This is a genomic window from Pseudomonas sp. A125, assembly GCF_055409485.1.
Window position 1 is genome coordinate 218,308 of the sequence record NZ_JBUZVP010000007.1, and the last position, 24,575, is coordinate 242,882.

Below are 24,575 nucleotides of genomic sequence, written 5' to 3' on the forward strand. Positions count from 1 at the left end.
GGAAGCGCAAAGCAACAACACGGACACGTAGGATTCTGCCAGGAAGGCGGAGTGAAATGGATGTCAGGGAAACAGTCTGCAAAGCCCCGCTTCGGCGGGGTTTTCTTTTGCCTGCGAAAAAGTCATACGGGCGCGTTCATCACGTCTTCCAGCAGCGTGCGCAACAATTCCAGCGTCGCCTGCTGACGCTGCACATCGCGGCACACCAACCCTACTTTCAACGGCACCCGTGGTTCGCTCAACGGCTTCCACAGCAACGCCTTGCTGTTGTGTTCATCCTGAGAGCGTCCGGGCAGCACCGTCGCCAGTTTGGTGTGCGGCAGGCTGTCGAGAATCCCCACCATCGTATTCAACTCTGCCTGCACTTGTGGGCGTCGGCCCAGGTTAGCCAGCTGACCTTGCCATATCTGCCGCACCTGAAACTCTTCCCCCAGCAGCAACATCGGTAACTCGGCGGCTTGTTTCAAGGAAACTTTCTTGAATTCCCGCAACGGGTGATCAGACGGGATGACCACCTTCAGTTCATCTTCATACAGCAGCACACCGTGCAACCCGGGCTGGCGCGGCGGCAGGTAGCTGATACCAATGTCGAGCGAACCATTGAGCAGCCGGCGTTCGATTTCCATGCCGGTCAATTCGTAGATCTGCACCACCAAATGCGGTTGGGCCTTGCGCACCCGTTCGAGCATCTGTGGCACCAGGCTGGTGTGCACGGTTTGCAGCACGCCGATGGCCAAAGTGCGCAACGCCTGGCCCTTGAAGTTGCGCAGCGCTTCCACTGCCTGCTGCATGCCGTCGAGCAAGGGCAAGGCGTGGTTGTACAAGGTGTGGGCGGCGAGGGTCGGGAGCAGGCGCTTGCTGCTGCGTTCGAACAGGTTCACATCGAGGTTCTGTTCGAGCTGGCGAATCTGTTGCGACAAGGCCGGCTGGGAGATCGACAGACGTTCCGCGGCCCGTCCCACGTGGCCCTCTTCATACACCGCGACGAAATAACGCAGTTGCTTGAAATCCATAAGTAATGCTTATCGAAAATGCTGGAAAATCGAAATGGCCGGGTGGCCCCGAGACGCCTAGTCTAGCGCCTATTCACAGGGCTTACAGGGCCGGAACGTGCGATGAGTAGGGTTTATGTTGACGGTGTTTGCATAGGCAAGGCAAAAAACCTCAGCCATGGGTTGGTCGGTGATACCGACCAAGGTGTGGTTGCCAAAGAGGTTCATCCATGAACCTGTTCAACCTGCGTCGCCCGGTCCCCAGTCTGGATGACCTTATCCTCGACGCGAAAGCGCCGACACTGCGAGACGACCTTTGCGGCGACTGCCTCATGCCCAGCGTGGCCCGCCCGGCCCATGTGTTCGTGCGCGGCCAGGGTTCCTGGCTGTGGGACAGCGAAGACCGCGCCTATCTCGACTTCAATCAAGGTGGCGGTGCCAACAGCCTGGGCCACAGCCCGCAGGTATTGACCAAGGCGTTGGCCGCTCAGGCCCAATTACTGATCAACCCCGGCCACGGCCTGCACAACCGCGGCCAACTGAACCTCGCCGACCGCCTGTGCCACCGCACCGGCAGCGACCAGGCCTACCTGCTCAACAGCGGCGCGGAAGCCTGTGAAGCGGCGATCAAGCTGGCGCGAAAATGGGGCCAGCTGCATCGTGGTGGCGCCTATCGGATCATCACTGCCAGCAACGGTTGCCATGGTCGCAGCTTTGCCGCGATGTCGGCGTCGGCCGCCGCCAGTGAAAACCGTTTCGAGCCGCAATTGCCGGGCTTCAGTCATGTGCCGTTCAACGACCTGCCCGCATTGCATGCAGCAGTTGACGCGCAAACCGTGGCGATCATGCTCGAGCCGATCCAGAACGATGCCGGCGTCATCCCGGCGACCGAGCATTACCTTAAAGGCGTCGAGCGCTTGTGCCGCGAGCTGGGGATTTTGCTGATCCTCGACGAGGTGCAAACCGGCACCGGCCGCTGCGGCACGTTACTCGCCGAACAGCACTATGGCGTACGCGCCGACATCATCACCCTGGGCAAGGGGTTGGGTGGCGGTGTGCCGCTGGCGGCGCTGCTCGCGCGGGGCAAGGCGTGTTGTTTCGAACTCGGTGAGCTGGACGGCACCCACCATGGCAACGCGTTGATGGCATCTGCGGGTGTGGCAGTGCTCGATACGGTGCTGGGCCATGGATTTCTGGAGCACATACGCGAAGTGGGTGCGTACCTGGGCGAAGGGCTGGCACGCCTGGCTCATCGCTATGGCCAGGGCGAACTGCGCGGGCAGGGTCTGTTGTGGGGCCTGAGCCTGTCGGAAGATTCGGCAGATGCAGTGGTAAAGGCGGCGCTGAGTGAAGGACTGGTCCTGAGCGCGCCGCAACCCGACTGCCTGCGCTTTACCCCGGCGTTTACGTTAAGCAAAAGCAACGTCGACGAAATGCTCCTGCGCCTGGCCCGGGCCTTTTCCCGGGTGCGCACCGCACAGCTGCAGTGCCGCAAGGGCATTGCCGTTTAATCGCTTATTTCCTGAACCGTCTCGCGGTATACGCGGCGCCTCCAGCCTGATTCTTTTGGCTGGGGGCGTTTTTTTGTCTGCTGATTGGAGGGTGGCCCCGTGCCAGATCCTACTGAACCCTCACGAACGCCCAAGGTCGATTAGCTTGTACGGCTCACACGAGCCGATTTTTCAGGAGCTGAACCCATGGATATCATTCGCATCATCATCGCTATTCTGTTGCCGCCACTGGGTGTGTTCCTGCAAGTGGGTTTCGCCGGCGCGTTCTGGCTGAATATTCTGCTGACCTTGTGTGGTTACATCCCGGGCATCGTGCACGCGGTCTACATCATCGCCAAACGCTAAAAGCCCTCAGCCTTTTGCGATCAGCCGTGAGTTGCGCTCATTGCGAAAGGCCAGTTGTTCGATGGTTTGGGTGGCGTGCTCTGCCTCTTCACGGGCCTGCAGGATTATCCCGTGATGCTCCGACTTGCTGCATACCGGGTCGGCATTGCTGGCGTCACCGGTCAGCATGAACGCCTGGCAGCGGCAGCCACCGAAGTCCTTTTCTTTCTCGTCGCATGAACGGCATGGCTCGGGCATCCAGTCATAGCCGCGAAAGCGGTTGAAGCCGAACGAGTCGTACCAGATGTGCTGCATGCTGTGGTCGCGCACGTTGGGAAATTGCACCGGCATCTGTCGGGCGCCATGGCACGGCAGCGCGGTACCGTCCGGCGTCACCGTCAGGAAGATACTGCCCCAACCATTCATGCAGGCTTTCGGGCGCTCTTCGTAGTAATCCGGTGTGACGAAGATCAGCTTGCACGGGTGGCCTTCGGCTTCAAGCTTGGCGCGGTATTCGTTGGTGATGCGTTCGGCACGCACCAACTGCTCCTGGGTCGGCAACAGCCCGACACGATTGAGCTGGGCCCAGCCGTAGAACTGGCAGGTGGCAAGCTCGACAAAGTCCGCTTCCAGGGCAATGCACAGCTCGATGATGCGGTCGATCTTGTCGATATTGTGCCGATGGGTAACGAAGTTCAGCACCATCGGGTAGCCGTGGGCTTTCACCGCTCGGGCCATTTCCAGTTTTTGCGCGAAGGCCTTTTTGGAGCCGGCCAGCAGGTTGTTCACTTGCTCGTCGCTGGCCTGGAAGCTGATCTGGATATGGTCCAGGCCAGCCTTCTTGAAGTCGCTGATTTTCTGCTCGGTGAGGCCGATGCCGGAGGTGATCAGGTTGGTGTAGAAGCCCAACTTGCGCGCCTCGGCGATCAGTTCCGCGAGGTCTTGACGCACCAGCGGTTCACCACCGGAAAACCCCAGTTGCGCGGCGCCCATTTCCCGGGCTTCGCGAAATACCTTGATCCACTGTTCGGTGCTCAGTTCCTTGCCCTGCTCGGCGAAATCCAACGGGTTGGAGCAGTACGGGCATTGCAGCGGGCAACGGTAGGTCAGCTCGGCGAGCAACCATAGCGGCAGGCCGATCTCTGGTTTTGGTGGCAGGTCAGGCAAGTTCGATCCAGTGTTGAGCACGGGCAACCTCCATGAATTGCTCGATGTCTTCACCGAGTTCGGGCACGCCCGGGAATTGCTCGTCCAGCTCGGCAATGATTGCGTTTACATCACGCTCGCCATCAATCAAGCCACCGATCAACGCGGCGCTGTCGTTGAGCTTGATCATGCCTTCCGGGTACAGCAACACGTGGCCCTTTTGCGCCGGTTCGTATTGGAAGCGATAACCCTGGCGCCAGGTCGGTTTTTTGCTGCGATCGAAGCTCATAGGGTGATCCCCTTATGCCATACACGCTGGTCAGTCACGCTGTGATACGGCGGGCGTTTCAGTTCGTACGCCATGCTCATGGCATCGAGCATGCTCCAAAGAATGTCCAGTTTGAACTGGAGAATTTCCAGCATGCGCTCCTGGCCTTCGCGGGTGGTGTAGTGCTGCAAGGTGATCGCCAGACCGTGCTCCACATCCCGGCGAGCCTGGCCCAGGCGGGTGCGGAAGTACTCATAGCCGGTCGGGTCGATCCACGGGTAATGCTGCGGCCAGCTGTCGAGACGCGACTGGTGGATCTGCGGGGCGAACAGCTCGGTCAAGGAGCTGCTGGCGGCTTCCTGCCAACTGGCGCGGCGGGCGAAGTTGACATAGGCGTCTACCGCAAATCGTACGCCGGGCAGTACCAATTCCTGGGAGCGCAGTTGGTCCGGGTCCAGGCCGACTGCCTGGCCCAGGCGCAGCCAGGCTTCAATGCCGCCGTCTTCGCCGGGGGCGCCGTCGTGATCCAGCAGGCGCTGGATCCACTCGCGACGAATCTCGCGGTCCGGGCAATTGGCCAGGATCGCGGCGTCCTTGAGGGGAATGTTCACCTGATAATAAAAACGGTTGGCCACCCAGCCCTGGATCTGTTCGCGGGTGGCGCGGCCTTCGTACATCGCCACGTGGTACGGATGATGGATATGGTAGAAGGCGCCCTTGGCCCGGAGCGCTTGTTCGAACTCGGCAGTGGTCAGCGGTGTGTCAGTCATTTGGCTCGCTCCTACAATTCAATGCTCATGCCGTCGTATGCCACTTCCACATTGCGCCGCGCCAACTCGGCTCGCTCGGGCGAGTCCTCATCCAGGATCGGGTTGGTGTTGTTGATGTGGATAAGCACCTTGCGCTGCGTGGGCAGTTGTTCCAGCACTTGCAGCATGCCGCCGGGGCCGTTTTGGGCCAGGTGGCCCATCTCGCGACCGGTGCGGGTGCCGACGCCACGGCGCTGCATTTCGTCGTCATCCCACATGGTGCCGTCTACCAGCAGGCAATCGCTGCCGGCCATGATCTCCAGCAACGGCCCGTCGACCTTGCCCAGGCCCGGCGCGTAGAACAGCTTGCCGCCGGTGCGCAGGTCTTCGACGATCAGGCCGATGTTGTCGCCTGGGTGTGGGTCGAATCGGTGAGGCGAGTAGGGCGGTGCCGCACTGCGCAGTGGCAACGGCGTGAAAAGCAGGTTGGGGCAGGCGGGAATCGTGAAACTGGCGTCCAACTCGATACGGTTCCAGGCGAGGCCACCGTTCCAGTGGGTCAGCATGGTGAACAACGGGAAGCCGGTGCTCAGGTCTTCATGGACCATGTCGGTGCACCACACCTGATGCGGGCAGCCTTCGCGCAGGCTCAACAGGCCGGTGGTGTGGTCGATCTGGCTGTCCATCAGGATGATCGCGCTGATGCCGGTGTCCCGCAGGGCGCGGCCGGGTTGCATCGGGGCGAACCCTTGGAGCTGGGCGCGGATGTCTGGCGAGGCATTGCACAGCACCCAGTTCACGCCATCATCGGAAATCGCGATGGACGATTGGGTACGCGCCTCGGCCCGCAGGCTGCCGTCGCGAAAACCTGCGCAGTTCACGCAGTTGCAGTTCCATTGCGGGAAACCACCGCCCGCGGCGGAACCTAGAATCTGGACAAACATGGCCGCTCCATTACACACAACTCAAAAATAAAAACGCCCCGGGCGAGCCGAGGCGTTGCATTGCAATACAAAGCCAATCAGCGGCTGGCAAAGTACATGGTGACTTCGAAGCCGATGCGCAGATCAGTGTAAGCAGGTTTGGACCAGGTCATGTTCTTACTCCTACGAAGGGATGGGACGTTTACTACCAATATATATAGTCCACCTCCAAGCGGAGATGTTCAGAGGTGTGCGTATGAATGTTACGTACTTCTTTGCAAGATAGCGCTGTCCTGGCGGAAAAAGCCTTTTACCGTAGCGGCAATGATCAGCCAGATAATTGCCAAGGTGCTGGCAGGCACCCACCATTGGCCACGCAGCGCCAGCCGCCTGCAGCAGCATTGAGTTGCCGCGCAGCTTGTATTAAATCCTTGCGGGTGCGGGTCTGGATGAAATCTTGTAACTGCACGATGTAATCCGACGGGTGGCCTGCCAAGTGCGCGTGCCAGAGCAGTTCGGCGGCGTGGGAGGTCGGCAGCGTTTCAGGGGCAAACTGGTCCGCCAGGGTTTGCGTCGCGTCATTCAGGTCATTTCGGGCTTCGATCAAGGCAGGTAACTGTTGGAGGAACGCCTGAAGGTGCTCGACGATTCCTTCAAGGGAAACACTGGGTGATTGCACCCCGAGCAGCAGGCCGGTTTGCCCGTTGAATTGTCGGATGCCGCTGAACACCGCGTAGCCCAGTTGCAGTTCGACACGCAGGCGTTGGTAAAACGGCGCCTGAGCCAGGTGCGCAAGCAGGCGCCAGTTTGCTTCATCGGCCAGGGATTGAGTCGGCACCGGGCAGAACAGCAGCAACGCGGCTTCGCTGGAATCAGTCCTGACGTCGTGCCAAAGACGCTGGCCGGCGATGGGTCGAACTTCGGTACTGGCCGTTGCCGGTTGGCCGGGCAGTTTCCCTGCAGCACTTTTAATTGCCTCTTCGTAGTGGGCGGGCAACCCTACTGCAAGCCCTTGCCAGCGCGCCGTTGACCATCGGTCCTGGTGAGCTGTTGGGTTGGCGGGCGTGAGGCCTGTGCAACAAGCAGGTAATGCCTTGAGCAATTGCCGGATTGCCATCGGCGGTGGGGTACTGCGTGGTGCTCCAGATCTTTCATCGAGCTGAGTCAGGCTGCGTGCGACTTCTGCCAATACCGCCGGCATAGGTTCGTGAAGCCCGACCAACTTCAGTTGCCAGTGATTGCCCATAGTCTCGAAGGACAGTTCAACGCCAGCCTGGGCAGCGTTCTCACGCAGCTGTGGGAAAAGCTCTGCATGCAGCGGCGTATCCAGATACCAGCGCAGGTACAGCGCGCCCTCATCGGTGTCGTCGGGCATCGCCTGGCTGAATGTCAGCGCCGACAGGTCCCTTCGGCCACGGGAGCGGTCTTGTGCGAACGTGCGCAAACCGCGGTGCGCGCTGGTTTGGCCACGAATCAGCCCCGGGCGCTCTTGCTTGAGGGTCGGGCGCAAGAACGGATTGGTAGGCGGTAGTTGCCAGGCGTGCCGGGACGGCGGCAATGGCAGCGCATCCAGCAGGGCCTTGAGGGAACGGGTGCTTTGGTCGGACAGGACTGCCTCGTGGTCCTGTCGGGCCAATGCCAGGGCACCACTGACCTGCAGTTGGCGAGCGAGCAGCAAGGCGTACTCTTCCCGCAGCAGCGTCCAGTCACTGTGTGCGAAAAAGTTCAGCCAGTCGTACAACAGGTCTTCGATCAGTGCCGTCTGTTGCGCACCGTGAGTGCCCAGGGTGAACCTGATATCCAACAGCGCCTGGCCGGCGAACTGATACAGCACAGCCGCTTTGATAGCGCTGGCCAACTGTCGCGCCTGCAACTCGGCAAGCAATCCGCCCGGCGCCGAAGCATTCAGCCACAGGCAAAGGAAATCCAGCGCCTGAGGGGACGCCTCGCTCACCATGACTTGATGCCAGTGGTGCTCATCGGCGTGTTGATAAGTACGTTGATTGCCGACCAGCAACGCTGGCGCAGGCACCTGTGGCTTCAGCGGTGCAGTCTTCAGCGCAGCACCAAACTGTTGCGTCAACGCCTCCAGCTCCGCCAATGACTGAGGGCCCGCAAGGCTCAACGTCATCTGTCCGGCCTGATAGAAACCTTCATAAAAATCCCGCAACGCCTGCTGAAAATCCTCACGCTCTACCGGCAAGCTATCCCGGTTGCCCGCATGAAACGCCCGCAGCGGATGATCCGCCGCTACACCTTCCAACAACGCCTGTTGCTGTTGCGCTGCGGCATCTTGCGACCAGGCGATAAACTCCGCGTGCAACACTTCACGCTCACGCAATTGGTCTTCCAAGGCCAGGCGCGGATGGGCGAGCATATCCCCCAAGCGCTCCAACCCTGCGTCAAATGCCGAAACAGGCACTTCAAAGAAAAACTCGGTTGTGCGTTCGCGAGTGCTGGCATTGACCTGACCACCCTGGCGCTGCACGTAGGCCATCAGCCCTTCGCTTGCAGGAAAACGCTCGGTGCCCAGGAACAACAGATGCTCAAGGAAATGCGCCAGTCCCGGCCACGCCAAGGGCACATCGTGGCTGCCCGCCGCAACGCGCAAGGCTGCCGCGCAGCGCTTCAAACGCGGTGCATGATGCAAGGAAACCCGCAGGCCGCTGGCCAGGGTCAATTGAAGGTGATGAGGGTGGGCCGGCGCAGGCATGAGCACTTCCGAAACGTAGGAAGTGCCTATGCTAGCGCAAAGCAGCCGGGATCAGTGCTTGTGCAGCGCACCATAAAGCTCGGGACGACGGTCCAGCAGGTAGCGATTGGCCGCGCGTGAGTCGAGCATCAACTGCCGGTCGAGTGTGCCGACAATCAACGCCTCATCGAGCCCGGCCTGGGCGATCCGCTGGCCATCCGGCGCAGCGATGCTGCTTTGCCCGCAATACTCGATCTCGCCTTCGCGCCCGCAGTAGTTGGCGTACGCCACATAACACTGGTTTTCGAACGCCCGCGCCCGCACGGTCACATCGGCGACGAAGTCGAACGGCACCATATTGGCGGTCGGCACCAGGATCAACTCTGCGCCAGCCAGCGCCAGGCGCCGGGTGTTCTCCGGGAACTCCAGGTCATAGCAAATCAGGAAACCCAGCTTCCAGCCGTTCAATTCCACCAGCGGAAAATCATCGTCTCCGGGGCTGAACATCGAGTTGTCGAGATCGCCAAACAGGTGCGTCTTGCGGTAGTTGCACAGGCGTTGGCCGTTCGCGTCGATCAACTGCACGGCGTTGTAGATCTGGCCGTCTGCGCCGCGTTCCGGGTAGCCATACAGAATTGCCACACCCGAGTTTTTCGCCAGCGCGGCGATGGACTGCGCTGACGGGCCGTCCCGAGCTTCCGCCAGGGCGCCGACCGCCTCCACGCCGATGTTATAGCCGGTGAGAAACATCTCCGGCAGCACCAGCAGGTCGGCGTCGTTGGCCTCTTGCGCCAACTGATGCAGACGCTTGAGGTTGCCCGCCACGTCCAGCGGCAGCGGCGGGCATTGATACAAGGCGACACGCATGGGCAGCTCCTTATTCGGGCAGTGCAATCGGCCCGAGTTCATCGAACACATCCCCCGGGCCCGGGTTCTGCGGGTGAGTACTGCCGCCGAAGTGGGTCATGATGCCCCACACCGCATTCAGCGAGGTCTGCACGGCGCCTTCCACCCACGCAGGCGTCCACGACACGTCGTCACCGGCGATGAAAATACCGCGTTGCTCGGCCGGCATGTCCTTCTGCATGAAGTGCGCATACATCCGCTGGTTGTAGCGATAGTGGCCCGGCAGCGCGCCCTTGAACGCCCCGAGAAAGTGCGGGTCGGCTTCCCACGACACGGTGATCGGGTCGCCGATGATGCGCGCGGCGATGTCGACTTTCGGGTAGATCTTTTTCAATGCGTCGAGGGCCAGTTTCACGCGCTTCTCGATCGGCTGCGGGAGCATTTTCAGGGCGTCGCTCATCCAGGAATAGGACAGGCAAATCACCCCCGGCTTGTCGTCACCGTTGTCGAACAGGTAGGTGCCACGGGTCAGGCGGTCGGTCAGCGTCATGCTCATCAAGTCGCGGCCGGTCTCTGGGTCCTTGTCCTTCCAGAATGGCCGGTCGACCATCACGAAGGTCTTCGACGATTGCATGTAGCGGGTACGGTCGAGGGCCATCCACATCTTTTGCGAGAACAGGGTTTCGTCGCACTCGATCTGGGTGGTCAGCAGCCAGCTCTGGCAGGTGGTCAGCACGGCGGCGTATTCGCGGGTATCACCGTAGTTGTCGGTGACGGCGAAACGGCCGTCCGGGGCGTGGGCAATGCGCTTGACCCCGGCCCGCGGCGCGCCGTTGTGCAGCGAGCTGAGGCTGGTGCCTTCGGGCCAGTGGGCGCAACGCTCCGGTACATGGCGCCAGATGCCCATGGGCACTTGGGCCACGCCGCCGACCACCAGGTGCTGGTGATCGTCGCAGTTGGTCATCACCACGCGGAAGATTTCCAGCATCGAGTTGGGGAAGTCCGAGTCCCAGCCGCCGGTGCCGAAGCCGACCTGGCCGAATACTTCGCGGTGGTGGAACGACAACTTGGCGAACGCCTTGGAGGTGGCGACGAAGTCGTAGAAGGTGCGGTCGTCCCACAACGGCACCAGGGTATTCCACAGCGCTTTCAGGCGTGGTACGTCACGGTCGCGGATCGCTTGCTGGATATCGCCGAATTGCGAGCCGGCCTCTAAAGCGTCGGCCCAGGCGTCAGCCACTTCCTGGAACAGTGCAGGCAGGTCGGCAAGTTTCTGTGCGTAGTGAGTCTGGCCTTCAAGGTCGATGACCGTGCTGCCGGAAGCGGGCGTCAGCGGGTTGGGAAATGGCTTGGTCTCAAGTCCCAGCTTGTCCACATAGTGATAGAACGCGGTGGACGACACCGGAAAACGCATGCCGCCCAGTTCCGCGATGATGCCTTCGGCGCCTTCAAACGCCTGGGAGCGCAGGCGGCCACCCATTTTCGAGGCTTCATACACCACGGGCTTCAGGCCCAGCTTCATCAGCTCATAGGCGGCCACCAACCCGGCAATCCCGGCGCCGACGATCGCCACTTCGGCGCCGTGGTTGGCGGCCGGAATGCTGCCCAGGCCCGCCGGGTGTTCGATCCAGTCATCAAAGGCGAACGGAAAGTCCGGGCCAAAGATGGTGATCGGCTTTTTGCCGTTGGCAGGGTGGCGATTGGGCTTGCTGATGGTGCTGGAAGGAATGCTCATGGCTGACCTTGCTGGCGACTCGGCGGGGCGCGACCCGCTGAGTATAGGAAAAGATGCCAGCCATTCTAGGGAGCGTAGCGTTCGTTAATAAGACGCAATGTGTCGTCGTATTGAATTGTTTTTAGTCAGAGTGACGAGCATGGTGGTCAGACTGGTTGGCCGCGATCCAATTTGTTACTGAGGATGATCGAGGTGGTGGTCTTCTCCACGCCGTCGACACTGCCGATCTGGTCGAGCAGTTGATCCAGCTGCTCCGGCGAATCGGTGCGCAGCCAGGCCACGTAATCGAACTCTCCGCTCACCGCACACAACTGCTGAACCTGCGCCATGGCGCTGATCCGGCGCAGCACTTCCTTGCCGGAGCGCGGTTGCACGGTGATCCCCACGTAGGCCTGCAAACCGCCATTCACCACCCGCTGGCTCAGGCGCACGCCATAGCCGGTAATCACCTGGGTTTTTTCCAGGCGTGCCAGGCGTGAGGTAACGGTGGTGCGGGCGATGCCCAGTTGCCGAGCGAGCATGGCCACGCTTTCGCGGGCGTTGATCTGCAAGGCGGCAATCAACTGGCGGTCGATTTCATCAAGGACGGGAGGGTGAGAGGCAGGCAAGGTGTTCTCCGGCGCGGGCATCAATGGGCGAGCATGTTACAGGCTCGTTCCCGTTGATGCTCGCGACGGCGTTTGGCTCAGTTGTGCAGGAACTGCTGGTAGTTTTCCGGGGTGACCAATTGCGTAGGAACCCATACATCGCCTTGTAGGGCGGCGTGCTTGATCAGCATCAGCGCGGCGTCCACCGAGCCCGCACCGATGGCCACCGGGTCGCGGAATACGGTGACGGCCAACTGGCCTTTTTTCAGCGCCTGCAAACCGTCCGGCGTACCGTCGATGCCGCCGACCAGAATGTCCTGGCGCCCCGTCTGGCGCAGGGCCATGGCGGCGCCGATGCCCATCTCGTCATTGTTGGAAGCCACGGCGTTGATGGTTTGGCCCTTGGTCAGCCAATCGTTCATCAGGTCCATGCCTTTTTCGCGCTGCCAGTCGCCGGACTGTTCTTCAACGACTTTGATCTCGGGGTACTTGGCCAGCACGTCCTTGACCCCATTGGTGCGTTTGCCGGTATCACTGTGGGCGAGACGGCCAAGGATGATTGCCAGGTTACCTTTGCCGCCCATCTTCTCGGCCAGGTATTCCATTTGCGTCCGGCCAATGGCGCGCTCGTCGGTGCCGACGAAGACTACACCTGGCGGGAAGGTGTCCACCTCGGGACGGCTGTTCATGTACACCAGCGGGATACCGGCGGCGTTGGCCTTCTCGGTGATCTTGCGGGTGGCCGCGGTGTCCGCCGGGTTGACGATGATCGCGTCGACTTTCTGGCTGATGAAGCTTTCGACCTGGTTCAACTGGCGGACTACATCGCTGGCGGAATCTTCCACCTGCAGCTTGACTCCATCAGGCGAGGCCTTGGCCCGATCCTGCATGGCCTGCACCAGGTAGGAAACGTAGTTATCAAACTGTCCGACGGATACCCCGATGCGCAACTCGGCGTGGGCGGCAGTGGACAGCAACAGGGCACAGGCACAGCCAAGCAGACGCTTCATGACAGGTTCCTTTTTATTGTTTTGGTGCGACAAAGTTTCTGACGTAGACATTATTGGAAATAAAATTCCACTTCAAGTAAGCCTCGGAATTTATTTTCGCCGCTGATCGCACACATTGATTTGTGCCAGATTGTTAAAAGTAACTGTTTGGTACATTATTTCCAGTTGGGTATAAACAGGAAGGACGTTTGCGCGATGAATAACTTTGGGGCTGCCACCGGCAGCAAAGTGTTGCTGGCGGGGTTGGGACTGCTGATCGCCTTGATCGGCCTGGGCCTGGCGGGCGGTGGTGGTTACCTGGTGGTGCTGGGCGGAAGTTGGTATTTCCTGCTGATGGGCCTGGCGATGCTGGTCTCTGGCGTGCTGGTCGCCAAGCGCAAGCCTCAGGGTGCATGGCTATACGCCGTGGCGCTGGTACTGACCGCGATCTGGGCGGTATGGGACACTGGCCTGGAATACTGGCCACTGGTCTCGCGGGTACTGACCTTCGCCGTCATCGGCCTGGTGGTTGCGCTGATTTATCCACAGCTCGCCCGCGCGTCTGGATCGTCACCCGGGCGCGGCGCCTATGGGGTTGCCGGATTGCTGGGCCTTGGCGTGGTCGCCACCCTGGCGTACATGTTTGTGCCCACCCACGTGGTCAAGGCCAGCAGTGAGCCTGCGGTCACCCCGGTGAAACCGGGCACCGAGCAAAAAGACTGGGCCCACTGGGGCAATACCACCGCCGGCAATCGGTTTGCCGCGCTGGAGCAGATCAACAAAGGCAACGTCGACAAGCTACAGGTGGCCTGGACCTTCCACACCGGCGACATCCCCGAGAGCAACGGCGCCGGCGCCGAAGACCAGAACACCCCGCTGCAGATCGGTGACAGCGTTTACGTGTGTACCGCCTACGGCAAAGTATTTTCCCTGGATGCCGACACCGGCGCCCAGCGCTGGAAGTTCGACCCGCAGGGCAGCGGCCCCAACTGGCAGCGTTGCCGTGGGCTGGGCTATTTTGACAGCAGCGCCAGCGAGCAACCTGCCAGCGCTAAAGCCTGTGTGAAACGTCTGTTCCTGCCGACCGGCGATGCTCGATTGATTGCGATCAATGCTGAAACCGGTGCGCCTTGCGAAGACTTCGGCGACCACGGCACTGTCGACCTGAAAACCGACATGGGCGAAGTGAAGCCCGGCTATTACCAGCAAACCTCGACGCCATTGGTAGCGGGCAATGTGGTGATCGTCGGCGGGCGTGTGGCAGACAACTTCTCTACCGGCGAACCGCCAGGCGTGGTGCGCGCCTTTGACGTGCACAGCGGCGAACTGGTGTGGGCCTGGGACCCGGGCAACCCGAACACTACCAAACGCCCGCCTGCGGGCGAGACCTACACCCGTGGCACGCCGAACGTGTGGTCGGCCATGTCCTACGACGCCAAACTCGGCCTGGTCTACCTGCCCACCGGTAACGCCACCCCGGACTTTTTCGCCGGTGAGCGCACCGCCTATGACGACAAGTGGAACTCCTCCATCGTCGCCATCGACGTGAAGACCGGCCAGGTGCGCTGGCATTTCCAGACCACCCACCACGACCTGTGGGACTTCGACCTGCCGGCGCAACCGCTGCTCTATGACATTCCGGATGGCAATGGCGGCGTGCAGCCGGCGCTGGCTCAAGTCACCAAGCAGGGCGAAATCTTCCTGCTCAACCGCGAAACCGGCGTGCCCATCGCCCGGGTTGAAGAGCGTCCGGTGCCTCAGGGCAATGTGCCTGGCGAGCGTTATTCGCCGACCCAGCCGTTCTCCGTGGACATGCCTTCGATCGGCAATCAGCAACTGACCGAATCCGACATGTGGGGCGCTACACCGTTTGACCAACTGATGTGCCGCATCCAGTTCAAGGGCATGCGCCATGAGGGCGTTTATACACCGCCGGGTTTGGACCGGGCGTTGCAATTCCCGGGTTCGCTGGGCGGGATGAACTGGGGCAGCGTGTCGGTGGACCCGAACACCCACTATATGTTTGTTAACGACATGCGCCTGGGCCTGGCCAACTACATGATCCCGCGCGACAAGATTGCCGCGGGCGCCAGCGGCATCGAAATGGGCGTGGTGCCGCAAGAAGGTACGCCGTTTGGTGCGATGCGCGAGCGCTTCCTTTCGGCGGCGGGCATTCCGTGTCAGAAGCCGCCGTTTGGCACGATGTCGGCCATCGACCTGAAAACCCACAAGCTGATGTGGCAAGTACCGGTGGGCACGGTGGAAGACACCGGCCCGCTGGGCATCCGCATGCACATGCCGATTCCGATTGGCATGCCGACCCTTGGCGCGTCCCTGGCGACCCAGTCTGGCCTGTTGTTCTTCGCGGGCACCCAGGACTTCTACCTGCGTGCCTTCGACACCGGCAACGGTAACGAGATCTGGAAATCCCGCCTGCCGGTGGGTAGCCAGTCCGGGCCGATGACCTACGTGTCGCCCAAGACGGGCACGCAATACATCGTGCTCACTGCCGGTGGCGCTCGACAGTCGCCGGACCGTGGGGATTATGTGATTGCCTACGCGTTGCCCAAGAAATAGGGCCTGAAAAAGCCGCACGGATGTGCGGCTTTTTTTGGCGTTTCAGGTCACGCCTGCCAACAGGCACCGGGCAAAGAGTTGCGGCACGGGAAGGTTGCGCTGGCTGTAGCGGCTGAGCAGGATGATTTCCCGGTGAAAGGTCAGTTCGCCCAAACGGATGACACGCACCTGCGGTGTGCGATCCAGCCACAGCCCGGCGTGGGGAACCAGTGAAACGCCGAGGCCGCATTCGACCATTTTGACCAGCGCCTCAATCTCGTCCAACTCCAGCGCCACCTGCACGTCCAGGCGTTGATCCCGCAGGAAACGACTGACCAGCCGTCCGCCAAATGAAGCGCGGTCGTAGCGTACATGGGGATGAGCGGCGAGCAGTTGCAGTGGGTCGTCACCCTTGACCGTTTGCGGCACGATCAACACAAACGGCTCCTTGCGCAGCAGCTGCACGTGCAGCTCCTTGGGCAAATCAAAGGGCGGGCGAATGATGATCGCCGAATCCAGCTCGCCCGCGTCCACCTGACTGAGCAGCTCCAGGGAAACCCCCGGCACCAATTTGCATTCCACCGTCGGCGCCGCCTGGCGCAAGCGCACCAGGGCTTGCGGCAGCAGGCCGGTCTGGGCGGTGGTAATGGCGCCGACTTTCAATTCGCCACGGTATTCGTTGGCATCCACCGGCACCGCCATGCGGTTGAACGTCTCGAGAATCTCCTTGGCCAACGGCAGCGCGCGAGTGCCCGCCGCATTCAGCGTGGCCTGGCGCCCGGTGCGGTCGAACAACTGCACACCGAGCACCTGCTCCAGCTGGCGGATCTGCGCGCTGACCGCCGACTGCGTCAGCCCGATGTGCATGCCGGCTGCCGCGAACGTGCCATGGCGGGTGACGGCGATAAAGGTTTTCAGTTCGCGCAGCATGGGCGTCTCGATTGATCAAAATAATTTGAGCTCGATGCGAAAACTATCGTCTTTCCATCGATGAGAGCAAGGCTAGACTCGCAAGGACTTAATACCCATAGAGGTTAGACCTGATGGCACTGGCACCTTTTCACCTGGCAATTCCGGTATTCGACTTGACGGCTGCGCGGCAGTTTTACGGCGAGGTGTTTGGCCTCGAAGAGGGGCGCGCCAGTGATCACTGGGTCGACTTCGATTTTTTCGGGCACCAACTGGTGATTCATGAACATCCGAAAACCGCCTCTCAAGAAGCGGTGCACACTAATGCGGTGGATGGCCACAACGTGCCGGTGCCGCATTTTGGCGTGGTGCTGAGTTGGGATGATTGGCATGCGTTGGCGGAGCGTTTGCAAGCGCGCAACACCCAGTTTGTGTTGGAACCGCACATTCGCTTCAAGGGCCAGGTGGGTGAGCAGGCGACGTTGTTTCTGTTTGACCCGTGCGGCAATGCGCTGGAGTTCAAGGCCTTCAAGGACATTGGGCAGTTGTTTGCCAAGTGAGGGCGCGCTGATGAACGACCTCGACGCGACGGGCATTGCCGAGTCGGTGGGCTCTGGTGCGGGTACACCTGCCTCGATCGCAGAGCATTTTCTTGGACGGATAGGTGTCGACGAGCCGCAGATTCAGGCGTTTGTATCTTTCGATCCTGAAGCGGTACGCGAGCAGGCAAGGCATCTTGAAGGCCGTGCCGGGTTGCTGGCGGGCGTGCCCGTGGGGATCAAGGACATCTTTGATACCGCCGACCATCCAACCGAGTTCTATTCGCCGATTTACCAGGGCAATCGTCCCTCGCGGGATGCCCATGTGGTGACGCTGCTGCGCCAGGCGGGCGCGATCATCATGGGCAAGACCCACACCACTGAATTTGCCTACATGAACACGGGGCCGACGCGTAACCCGCTTGATCTGTCTCGTACGCCGGGTAGCTCCAGTGCGGGTTCTGCGGCGGGCATGGCGGCCGGGTTTTTCCCGTTGGCGTTGGGTACCCAGACGGCTGGGTCGCTGCTCAAGCCGGCGGCTTATTGCGGGCTGTATGCCTTCAAGCCATCGTTTGGACTGGTCTCGCTGGAAGGCGTGAAACCGCTGGCGCCGAGCTTCGACACGGTGGGCTGGTATGGGCGTTCGGTGCGCGACCTTGAGCGGGTGGCGCGGGTTTTGATTCCAGGGTTTCCGACTGTTGAGGCCGGGCGCCGGCCTTTGCGGCTGGGTTTTTGCCGTACCTCTCGCTGGCCGGATGTGCAGCCGGTGGTGGCCCAGGCTATCGAGCAAGCGATCGCCCGGTTGGGCCCTCTTGTCAGTGAAGTCGTGTTGCCCGAGGCGTTCGACAGTGTTTTCGATGATCACCAGGTGATCAACGATTGCGAAGGTGCCCGCTCATTGGCCAAGGAATTTCAGTCTCATCCTGAGTTACTCAGTGATTCGACGCTGGCCATGATCGAGCGTGCCAAGGCGACTAGTTGGGAGCAGGAGTCGGCGGCCAAGGCACGCCTCGCACAACTGGCGCCGCAGCTCGCGCAAATCTGCCAGCCGTTTGATGCGATGTTGAGTGTTTCCTGCGGGATGCTGGCGCCGGTGGGGCTGGAGACCACGGGCCCGTCGGACTTCATCAAGTTCTGGGGCGCGTTTGGTTTGCCGCAGGTGAATGTGCCGGTGCCACGTAGTGAAGGGGAGTTGCCGGTGGGGTTGCAGGTGATTGGGGCGTTTAGAGGGGATGCGCCGCTGCTGGGTACGGCGCAGGTCATTGTTGATGCGTTGGCGTGATCGGCGAGATTAAGACCCCTTGCACACCTTCGCAGCGGCAGGATCGTTCGGGATAAACGAATCCGGCGCGCCCGGCTTCAGCACCACGTACCCACGCCGCCACGGTTGATCGTCCACCAGATTCCAGCGATGCCCTGTGCCGGTATTGTCTTCGGCGATCAGTACTTCACCCGGATGCAACGTGAATTTCTCGCCGCCACGCGTCACGAACGCCAGCGTGCCGGACAGCGTCATGACGTACTGTGGCTCCGGGTCGTTATGCCAGCTATACGAGGAATGCGCCGCCGTTTGCTTGAAGTGAATGGCGGTCACGTCATTGCGCATGCTCTGGTCTATGGTGCCTTCCAGTACGTGGGAGGCGTTGTCGGCGCCCGTGCACAGCTTGAATGCCTTGATGGTGTCAGTGGCAGCGGGCGCGGCTTGTGCGCAGCTCAAGGTGGCGAGGGTGATTGCGACGGCGGTTGCGGCACGCATGCCCAGGTTGTGGATTACGTGGCGCGGCGTACGTTTCTTCGGAGGCATGGAACAAATTTCCCTCGTGCTGGAGTGGCGTTGACTGGGAATCATGGTCTTCGCCGTAGCCGTTCGGGACAACTAACTAATGTTTCATTGCTGCACGACTCACGTGCCAGAAACGACAAAGCCGCGCAATGCGCGGCTTTGAGTGTGGTGGGCCCAGTAGGACTCGAACCTACGACCAAGGGATTATGAGTCCCCTGCTCTAACCAACTGAGCTATAGGCCCTCAGTAGGCCGCGGATTATAACGATGGTTTCTTCGCTGTGCCATCCGAAAAGTCCGAAACACTCATACGAAGGAAAGTCGCGGCAAAAAGGTCCGGCGGCAGCGGCAGGCTGACGATGTAGCCTTGCATCTGTTCGCACCCTTCAGCCGCCAGGAACGCTTGCTGCGCAGGCGTTTCCACCCCTTCGGCAATGATGGTGAATTGCATGCTGTGCCCCAGGGCAATGATCGCGCGCACGATCGCGGCATCGTGCGGGTCGTCGGGCAGGCCGCGCACGAACGATTGGTCGATCTTCAGGAAGTCCAACGGTAGGCGCTTCAAATAGCTGAGGGACGAATAGCCGGTGCCGAAGTCATCAATGGCCAGTTGTACGCCCAGGCGCTTGAGTTGGTGCAGCACCTCCAGCGCTTCTTCGGCCTGGCTCATGATGAAGTTTTCGGTGATTTCCAGTTGCAGGCAACTAGGCTCCAGGTGGTTGTCGCGCAGCAATTGCTCGATGCGTGCCAGCAGGTTGGGGTGGCGCAATTGCGCGCCGGCGAGGTTGACGGACAATGTGCCGAAGTCGTCAAAAACCTCTCTCCAGTCGTGCATCTGCCGGCACGCCTGCTCCAGTACCCAGTCGCCAATTTGCAGGATCATGCCGTTTTCTTCGGCCAGGGCAATGAAGTGCTCGGGCGGCACGTCGCCGAAGGTGGGGTGGCGCCAGCGGATGAGCGCTTCGGCGCCGATCAGTTGTTGGGTGTCGAGGCTCAGTTTCGGCTGGTAATAGAGGGTCAATTCGTCGCGCTCGATCGCCCGGCGCAGTTCATGTTCCAGCGCCACGCGTTCGTTGGCCTGTGCGGTGAGGTCCTGGGTGTAGCTTTCGACGCGGTTGCGGCCTTTGGCCTTGGAGCGGTACATGGCGGCGTCGGCGTTTTTGACCAGGGTGGCCACGTCGACGCCATCCCGTGGGTACAGGCTGGTGCCGATGCTCGCGCTGATAAAGAACTCGTGTTCGCCCGCCTGGAACGGTGGGGTGAAGCAGGCCAGCAGTTTATTGGCCAGGTGTTCGGCGTCGCTGGCTTGTTGCAGGCCGGGCAGCAGGATGATGAATTCGTCGCCACCCAACCGCGCCACGGTGTCGACGTCGCGCAGTTGGTCCTTGAGGCGCACGGCGATGTCCTTGAGCAGCAGGTCGCCGATCGGGTGGCCGAGGCTGTCGTTGATGTGTTTGAAGCGATCGAGGTCGAGGAACAGTACGGCGCCCTGGCTGCCGGTTTCCTGTTGGTTGTTGAGAGCGGCTTGCAGACGGCTTTCGAACAGGGTGCGGTTGGGCAGGCCGGTCAACGGGTCGTGGTGGGCCTGGTAATCGAGCCGCGCCTGGGCGTGCTTGAGGCTGGAAATGTCGGCAAACACGGCGACGAAGTGGGTAATTGACTGCTCGCGGTTACGCACCGCGCTGATGGTCAGCCAGCTGGGGTACAGCTCGCCGTTCTTGCGCCGGTTGGAGATCTCGCCCTGCCAGTGGCCGTTGGCCGTCAGCTGGTGCCACATCGCTGCGTAGAACGCGCTGTCGTGCAGGCCGGAGGCGAGCAGGCGTGGGGTATGGCCGAGGGCTTCTTCTTCGCTGTAGCCGGTAATTTCGCTGAACGCGCGGTTGACGGCGCTGATGTTTTGCCGGATGTCAGTGATCAGTACACCTTCGGCGGTGCTCTCGAACACGGTGGCGGCCTGTTGCAGTTTTTCCTGCATCAGCTGGCGCTCGGTGATGTCCCGGGCGATGGTCAGCATGCAGTCTTCGTCGCCGATGGGCAGCGGGCGGCTGGAGACTTCACACAGGCGGATCGCGCCGTCGCTGCGGCGGATGTGGCACACAAAGTCGTGCACCAACCCATCCCGTTGCAGCAACTCCAGCATGTGCTTGCGTTCGTTCAGGTCGACCCAGATGCCGAGGTCCAGGGTCGACTGGTCCAGTGACAGCACGCTGTTGAAGCCGGTGATGCGGCTGAACCCTTCGTTGACTTCAATCAGCAAGCCGTCGCTTTGACGAGACAGCAGCAGGCCGTCGGGAGAGGCGTGGAAGGCCTTGGCGAATTTCTCTTCGGAGGTTTGCAGGCGCTGCTGGGTTTCTTTCAGTTGGGTGATGTCACGTACCACCACGACCAACGCTTCGGTGGTATCCAGTTGGAACGGTTCGGCAGAAATCAGCCCGGTAAAAGCCTGGCCGTTGCTGCGCAGGAACGGCATCTCCAGGTTGCGGATGCTGGTGGTTTGCACCCGTTGCAACAGGCCCGGGCCTACGCCCTGGATGCCCCATATATTCAGTTCGGTGGCGGTTTTTCCCACGACTTCGTCGGCGCTCAGGCCGATCTGGTCCTCGAACGCCTTATTGACCTCCATCAGGCAGCCATCGGACAGCCGGGCGATGACCAAGATGTCCGGGCATTGCTGGAACACCGAGGCGAACTTCTGTTCCGAGAGCTGCAAGGCTTCTTCAGTGCGCTTGGCTTCGCTGATGTCGATCATCAGGCCGCGCAGCACTGGCTCATGGCCGTGTTCAATCAGGCTGACGATATCCCGTACCCACAGGCAGCGACCGTCGGCGGTAATCACCCGGTAGTCGACGCTGTGGTCGCGGTTGGCTCGGGTTTCTGCGTAGCAATAGGATTCGGTGCGGGTCAGGTCGGCCGGGTGGATGATGTTGCGCCAGAAGCCCGGGATCAGCCAGTGGGCGCGGGGGTAGCCAAGCAGTTCTTCGGCGTGGGGCGACACGTAGCTGTAGGTGAAATCGCTGATGCGCGCTTCCCAGGCAATGGCGGAAAGGCTCTCCACCAGGCCGCGGTAATGGTATTCGCTGCTGCGCAGTTCCTGTTCGAGGGCGACTCGGCGGGAAATCTCCGAACTGAGCCGGCGATTGATCCGGATAACCACCGCCAGCACGATGCTCAACAACAGGACCGCTGGCAGGCCGTAGAGCAGCACATCGGTCCAGAGGGTGCGGTGGTCGATGACATTGCCGACCCAGCGTTGCTGGATGGCCTCGGTTTCGGCCGGGCTGATATCGGCCAGGACTTTGTCGATGATGCCCACCAGCATCTTGTCGTCCTTGGGTACGCCCATGGCGAGTTGATAGCGGTAGGGCGTTTCGCCGCTGATGTACAGTCCCTCCAGCTTGAGTTGGCGCAGGCTCCACACGCTGGATGCCAGGTCGCCGACCACCGCATCAACCTTGTCGGTGGCCAGGGCCTGCAGGGTTGCGCTGACATTGGGCATGGCCACCAGGTTCAGGTCCGGGTGGTGCGTGCGCAGCAGTTCGTGAGGTGCATAGTTTTCCACCACGGCCACCTTCAACCCATACAAGTCCTTGAGGCTGCGTGGCTGGGGGCCGCCTTCATGGGCGAGGATGACAATGGGGAAGTCGAGATAAGGCCGGGTAAACGACAGGAAGCCCTGGCGTTCCGGGGTGGACATGATGCCCGGCAGCAGGTCGAGTTGGTTGTTGCGGGCTTGTTCCAGCACCGCGCTCCAGTTCACCGGCTCGATCAGTTTGATCCTGAGCCCCAGGCGGTCCTGCATCAGGCGCACGTAGTCTGCGGCCAGGCCTTGGTAACGACCTTCTTCATCGCGGTATTCAAAGGGCGGCCAGGACGCATCGACGCCCAGGCGCAACTCTTGGTGGTCCGCCAGCCAGCCACGCTCTTCATCGGTGAGAGTCAACGCGCCAGCCGTTGCGGTCCAGGTCAGCAGCGACAGCAGTAACACGGTCGGCAATCTGGGCATAACGGTCTCGTTATGGCACGGGGAATGTTTCGAGTGTAGACGGGCATTACGAGGGGGGTAGGGCGGGGAGGATTTAATCCTGTAGAAAGCAAAACCCCCGGCCTGGGCCGGGGGTTCTGTGATCACTCGTCGAGGAAGGAGCGCAAATGCTCGCTTCTCGTCGGGTGGCGCAGCTTGCGCAGCGCCTTGGCTTCGATCTGGCGAATCCGCTCACGGGTAACGTCGAACTGCTTACCAACCTCCTCAAGGGTGTGGTCGGTATTCATGTCGATACCGAAGCGCATGCGCAGTACCTTGGCTTCACGGGCAGTGAGGCCGGACAGTACGTCGCGAGTCGCTTCTTTAAGGCTCTCAACGGTAGCAACATCGATTGGCGACTGCATGGTCGAGTCTTCGATGAAGTCACCCAGGTGGGAGTCTTCGTCATCACCGATCGGGGTTTCCATGGAGATCGGCTCTTTAGCGATCTTCAATACCTTACGGATTTTATCCTCAGGCATTTCCATGCGTTCGCCCAGCTCTTCCGGGGTCGGTTCGCGACCCATTTCCTGCAACATCTGCCGGGAAATACGGTTGAGCTTGTTGATCGTCTCGATCATGTGCACCGGAATACGGATGGTGCGGGCCTGGTCGGCGATCGAGCGAGTGATCGCCTGACGGATCCACCAGGTGGCATAAGTCGAGAACTTGTAGCCGCGACGGTATTCGAACTTGTCCACAGCCTTCATCAAGCCGATGTTGCCTTCCTGGATCAGGTCGAGGAATTGCAGGCCACGGTTGGTGTACTTCTTGGCGATGGAGATCACCAGACGCAAGTTCGCTTCAACCATCTCTTTCTTCGCGCGGCGGGCTTTGGCCTCACCGATCGACATGCGACGGTTGATGTCCTTGATCTCGGCAATCGTCAGACCGGTTTCGGTCTGCAGCGCAGTCAGCTTCTGCTGGCAACGAACGATGTCGGCCTGGAAGCGACCAATGGCTTCAGCGTATTTGCTTTTGCCCTTGGCCAGTGCGTCGGTCCAGCTTTCGTCGACTTCGTTGCCCGGGAACTGGCGCAGGAAATCGGCACGCGGCATGCGCGCATCACGGACACAGAGCTGCATGATCGCACGCTCTTGTGCACGCAGACGCTCAAGGGCGCTACGAACCCGCTCAACCAGGCCTTCGAATTGCTTCGGTACCAGTTTGATCGGCATGAAGAGTTCAGCCAGGGCCAGCAGTTCAGCAGTTGCCTGCTTGCTGCCGCGACCGTGCTTCTTCAGGGCCTTGCGAGCCAGTTCCATCTGATCGGAGACCGCGCCAAAACGCTGGGCTGCGATGATCGGATCCGGACCGCTTTCGACTTCTTCTTCGTCATCGGTGCTGGCTTCGGCTTCTTCGTCGTCGGTGTCGTCGTCTGCTTTCGCAGCCTTGGCATCGATCGGCGGAGGAACTTCAGCCGCAGGTGGCGCAATGCCGTCATCCGGGTCGATATAACCGCTCAGGACGTCGGACAGGCGGCCACCTTCGGTGGTGACGCGAGTGTACTCGGAGAGAATGTGGTCAACCGTGCCTGGGAAGTGCGCGATTGCGCCCATCACTTCACGGATGCCCTCTTCGATACGCTTGGCGATTTCGATTTCGCCTTCACGTGTCAGCAGCTCTACCGTACCCATTTCGCGCATATACATGCGCACAGGGTCAGTCGTGCGACCGATGTCGGTCTCGACCGCTGCCAGCGCGGCAGCTGCTTCTTCAGCGGCTGCCTCGTCGGTATCGGCGTCGGCCAACATAAGGGCGTCCGCATCCGGAGCACTCTCGTGTACGGGGATCCCCATGTCATTAATCATGCGGATGATGTCTTCCACCTGCTCTGGATCTGAAATATCCTCAGGCAGGTGGTCGTTGACCTCTGCGTAAGTCAGATACTTCTGCTCACGACCAAGGGTGATCAACTCTTTGATACGAGACTGCTGTTGCGCTTTTCCGGACATAACACCCTATCCACTGAAGGTCTTGGCGGGCAAAAAACAAGCCGAGGATTA

The 24,575-nt window shown here is 60.9% G+C and carries 20 protein-coding genes and 1 tRNA gene; 5 read left to right on the plus strand and 16 right to left on the minus strand.

All coding sequences use genetic code 11. The annotated features are described in order from the left end of the window. Positions 1 to 122: 122 nt before the first annotated feature. Positions 123 to 1,013, minus strand: coding sequence for a LysR family transcriptional regulator (locus ACZRN6_RS12170; protein ID WP_322147971.1), 891 nt, complete (start codon positions 1,011 to 1,013; stop codon positions 123 to 125). A 209-nt stretch (positions 1,014 to 1,222) separates the two neighbouring features. On the opposite strand from ACZRN6_RS12170, the gene ACZRN6_RS12175 reads away from it, so the two are divergent. Continuing rightward, positions 1,223 to 2,503: an aspartate aminotransferase family protein gene (locus ACZRN6_RS12175; RefSeq protein ID WP_464008035.1), complete on the plus strand. Its 1,281-nt coding sequence runs from the start codon at positions 1,223 to 1,225 to the stop codon at positions 2,501 to 2,503. 186 nt (positions 2,504 to 2,689) lie between these two features. Beyond that, on the plus strand, positions 2,690 to 2,848 hold the full coding sequence (locus ACZRN6_RS12180; RefSeq protein ID WP_003211049.1) for a YqaE/Pmp3 family membrane protein: 159 nt from the start codon (positions 2,690 to 2,692) through the stop codon (positions 2,846 to 2,848). Between the two features lie 6 nt (positions 2,849 to 2,854). Here ACZRN6_RS12180 and pqqE read toward each other — a convergent pair whose 3' ends face one another. The 10 genes from pqqE to ACZRN6_RS12230 form a co-directional block, all read right to left on the minus strand. Beyond that, the gene (pqqE, locus tag ACZRN6_RS12185) at positions 2,855 to 3,994 is read right to left on the minus strand and encodes a pyrroloquinoline quinone biosynthesis protein PqqE (protein WP_322148765.1); all 1,140 of its coding nucleotides are present in this window, start codon (positions 3,992 to 3,994) and stop codon (positions 2,855 to 2,857) included. Then, positions 3,987 to 4,262: a pyrroloquinoline quinone biosynthesis peptide chaperone PqqD gene (pqqD, locus tag ACZRN6_RS12190; RefSeq protein ID WP_322147969.1), complete on the minus strand. Its 276-nt coding sequence runs from the start codon at positions 4,260 to 4,262 to the stop codon at positions 3,987 to 3,989. The genes pqqE and pqqD overlap by 8 nt, the downstream gene beginning before the upstream one ends. After that, the gene (pqqC, locus tag ACZRN6_RS12195; protein ID WP_464008036.1) at positions 4,259 to 5,011 is read right to left on the minus strand and encodes a pyrroloquinoline-quinone synthase PqqC; all 753 of its coding nucleotides are present in this window, start codon (positions 5,009 to 5,011) and stop codon (positions 4,259 to 4,261) included. Before pqqC ends, pqqD begins: the two co-directional genes overlap by 4 nt. A gap of 11 nt (positions 5,012 to 5,022) precedes the next feature. Beyond that, positions 5,023 to 5,934, minus strand: coding sequence for a pyrroloquinoline quinone biosynthesis protein PqqB (pqqB, locus tag ACZRN6_RS12200; protein WP_464008037.1), 912 nt, complete (start codon positions 5,932 to 5,934; stop codon positions 5,023 to 5,025). 77 nt (positions 5,935 to 6,011) lie between these two features. Continuing rightward, positions 6,012 to 6,086 carry a pyrroloquinoline quinone precursor peptide PqqA gene (gene pqqA, locus ACZRN6_RS12205; RefSeq protein ID WP_003194766.1) on the minus strand — a complete coding sequence of 25 codons (75 nt, stop codon included), beginning with the start codon at positions 6,084 to 6,086 and terminating at the stop codon, positions 6,012 to 6,014. Between the two features lie 155 nt (positions 6,087 to 6,241). Beyond that, positions 6,242 to 8,626 (minus strand): pyrroloquinoline quinone biosynthesis protein PqqF, encoded by a 2,385-nt coding sequence (pqqF, locus tag ACZRN6_RS12210; RefSeq protein ID WP_464008038.1) that lies wholly within the window; start codon positions 8,624 to 8,626, stop codon positions 6,242 to 6,244. A gap of 51 nt (positions 8,627 to 8,677) precedes the next feature. Further along, on the minus strand, positions 8,678 to 9,472 hold the full coding sequence (locus tag ACZRN6_RS12215) for a carbon-nitrogen hydrolase family protein (RefSeq protein ID WP_464008039.1): 795 nt from the start codon (positions 9,470 to 9,472) through the stop codon (positions 8,678 to 8,680). A 10-nt stretch (positions 9,473 to 9,482) separates the two neighbouring features. Next, a complete protein-coding gene (locus ACZRN6_RS12220; protein WP_322148761.1) occupies positions 9,483 to 11,165 on the minus strand; it encodes a flavin monoamine oxidase family protein in 1,683 nt (560 codons plus the stop codon). A gap of 167 nt (positions 11,166 to 11,332) precedes the next feature. Then, positions 11,333 to 11,815: an Lrp/AsnC family transcriptional regulator gene (locus ACZRN6_RS12225; RefSeq protein WP_322147964.1), complete on the minus strand. Its 483-nt coding sequence runs from the start codon at positions 11,813 to 11,815 to the stop codon at positions 11,333 to 11,335. 56 nt (positions 11,816 to 11,871) lie between these two features. Then, positions 11,872 to 12,783: a sugar ABC transporter substrate-binding protein gene (locus tag ACZRN6_RS12230; RefSeq protein WP_464008040.1), complete on the minus strand. Its 912-nt coding sequence runs from the start codon at positions 12,781 to 12,783 to the stop codon at positions 11,872 to 11,874. Positions 12,784 to 12,978: 195 nt separating this feature from the next. Here ACZRN6_RS12230 and ACZRN6_RS12235 point away from each other — a divergent pair, with 195 nt between their 5' ends. Beyond that, complete coding sequence (locus ACZRN6_RS12235; RefSeq protein ID WP_464008041.1) at positions 12,979 to 15,339, plus strand: glucose/quinate/shikimate family membrane-bound PQQ-dependent dehydrogenase; 2,361 nt, start codon at positions 12,979 to 12,981, stop codon at positions 15,337 to 15,339. 42 nt (positions 15,340 to 15,381) lie between these two features. On the opposite strand, the gene ACZRN6_RS12240 is transcribed toward ACZRN6_RS12235, so the two are convergent. Then, positions 15,382 to 16,248, minus strand: a complete 867-nt coding sequence (locus ACZRN6_RS12240; protein WP_464008042.1) for a LysR family transcriptional regulator — start codon at positions 16,246 to 16,248, stop codon at positions 15,382 to 15,384. Positions 16,249 to 16,361: 113 nt separating this feature from the next. On the opposite strand from ACZRN6_RS12240, the gene ACZRN6_RS12245 reads away from it, so the two are divergent. Then, positions 16,362 to 16,787, plus strand: a complete 426-nt coding sequence (locus ACZRN6_RS12245; protein WP_464008043.1) for a VOC family protein — start codon at positions 16,362 to 16,364, stop codon at positions 16,785 to 16,787. A 10-nt stretch (positions 16,788 to 16,797) separates the two neighbouring features. Next, entirely contained in the window at positions 16,798 to 18,048 is a 1,251-nt protein-coding gene (locus ACZRN6_RS12250) for an amidase (protein ID WP_464008044.1), read from the plus strand. A gap of 9 nt (positions 18,049 to 18,057) precedes the next feature. Here the strand turns inward: ACZRN6_RS12250 and ACZRN6_RS12255 are convergent, their stop codons facing one another. The 4 genes from ACZRN6_RS12255 to rpoD all read right to left on the minus strand — a co-directional run bounded on the left by ACZRN6_RS12255 (position 18,058) and on the right by rpoD (position 24,524). Beyond that, complete coding sequence (locus tag ACZRN6_RS12255) at positions 18,058 to 18,570, minus strand: hypothetical protein (protein WP_464008045.1); 513 nt, start codon at positions 18,568 to 18,570, stop codon at positions 18,058 to 18,060. Between the two features lie 145 nt (positions 18,571 to 18,715). Next, positions 18,716 to 18,792, minus strand: a tRNA-Ile gene (locus ACZRN6_RS12260). A 15-nt stretch (positions 18,793 to 18,807) separates the two neighbouring features. Continuing rightward, positions 18,808 to 22,551: a bifunctional diguanylate cyclase/phosphodiesterase gene (locus ACZRN6_RS12265; protein ID WP_464008046.1), complete on the minus strand. Its 3,744-nt coding sequence runs from the start codon at positions 22,549 to 22,551 to the stop codon at positions 18,808 to 18,810. 122 nt (positions 22,552 to 22,673) lie between these two features. Then, a complete protein-coding gene (gene rpoD / locus ACZRN6_RS12270) occupies positions 22,674 to 24,524 on the minus strand; it encodes an RNA polymerase sigma factor RpoD (RefSeq protein ID WP_063026748.1) in 1,851 nt (616 codons plus the stop codon). Between the last annotated feature and the right edge of the window lie 51 nt (positions 24,525 to 24,575).

Bases quoted from the DNA above. Each gene is read 5' to 3' on its own strand.
- ACZRN6_RS12265 (WP_464008046.1), bottom strand. From the start codon at position 22,551: ATGCCCAGATTGCCGACCGTGTTACTGCTGTCGCTGCTGACCTGGACC.
- ACZRN6_RS12215 (WP_464008039.1), bottom strand. From the start codon at position 9,472: ATGCGTGTCGCCTTGTATCAATGCCCGCCGCTGCCGCTGGACGTGGCG.
- ACZRN6_RS12235 (WP_464008041.1), top strand. From the start codon at position 12,979: ATGAATAACTTTGGGGCTGCCACCGGCAGCAAAGTGTTGCTGGCGGGG.
- ACZRN6_RS12225 (WP_322147964.1), bottom strand. From the start codon at position 11,815: ATGCCCGCGCCGGAGAACACCTTGCCTGCCTCTCACCCTCCCGTCCTT.
- pqqB (WP_464008037.1), bottom strand. From the start codon at position 5,934: ATGTTTGTCCAGATTCTAGGTTCCGCCGCGGGCGGTGGTTTCCCGCAA.
- ACZRN6_RS12250 (WP_464008044.1), top strand. From the start codon at position 16,798: ATGAACGACCTCGACGCGACGGGCATTGCCGAGTCGGTGGGCTCTGGT.
- ACZRN6_RS12180 (WP_003211049.1), top strand. From the start codon at position 2,690: ATGGATATCATTCGCATCATCATCGCTATTCTGTTGCCGCCACTGGGT.
- pqqC (WP_464008036.1), bottom strand. From the start codon at position 5,011: ATGACTGACACACCGCTGACCACTGCCGAGTTCGAACAAGCGCTCCGG.
- ACZRN6_RS12170 (WP_322147971.1), bottom strand. From the start codon at position 1,013: ATGGATTTCAAGCAACTGCGTTATTTCGTCGCGGTGTATGAAGAGGGC.
- ACZRN6_RS12245 (WP_464008043.1), top strand. From the start codon at position 16,362: ATGGCACTGGCACCTTTTCACCTGGCAATTCCGGTATTCGACTTGACG.
- ACZRN6_RS12230 (WP_464008040.1), bottom strand. From the start codon at position 12,783: ATGAAGCGTCTGCTTGGCTGTGCCTGTGCCCTGTTGCTGTCCACTGCC.
- ACZRN6_RS12240 (WP_464008042.1), bottom strand. From the start codon at position 16,248: ATGCTGCGCGAACTGAAAACCTTTATCGCCGTCACCCGCCATGGCACG.
- ACZRN6_RS12175 (WP_464008035.1), top strand. From the start codon at position 1,223: ATGAACCTGTTCAACCTGCGTCGCCCGGTCCCCAGTCTGGATGACCTT.
- pqqF (WP_464008038.1), bottom strand. From the start codon at position 8,626: ATGCCTGCGCCGGCCCACCCTCATCACCTTCAATTGACCCTGGCCAGC.
- rpoD (WP_063026748.1), bottom strand. From the start codon at position 24,524: ATGTCCGGAAAAGCGCAACAGCAGTCTCGTATCAAAGAGTTGATCACC.
- ACZRN6_RS12255 (WP_464008045.1), bottom strand. From the start codon at position 18,570: ATGCCTCCGAAGAAACGTACGCCGCGCCACGTAATCCACAACCTGGGC.
- pqqD (WP_322147969.1), bottom strand. From the start codon at position 4,262: ATGAGCTTCGATCGCAGCAAAAAACCGACCTGGCGCCAGGGTTATCGC.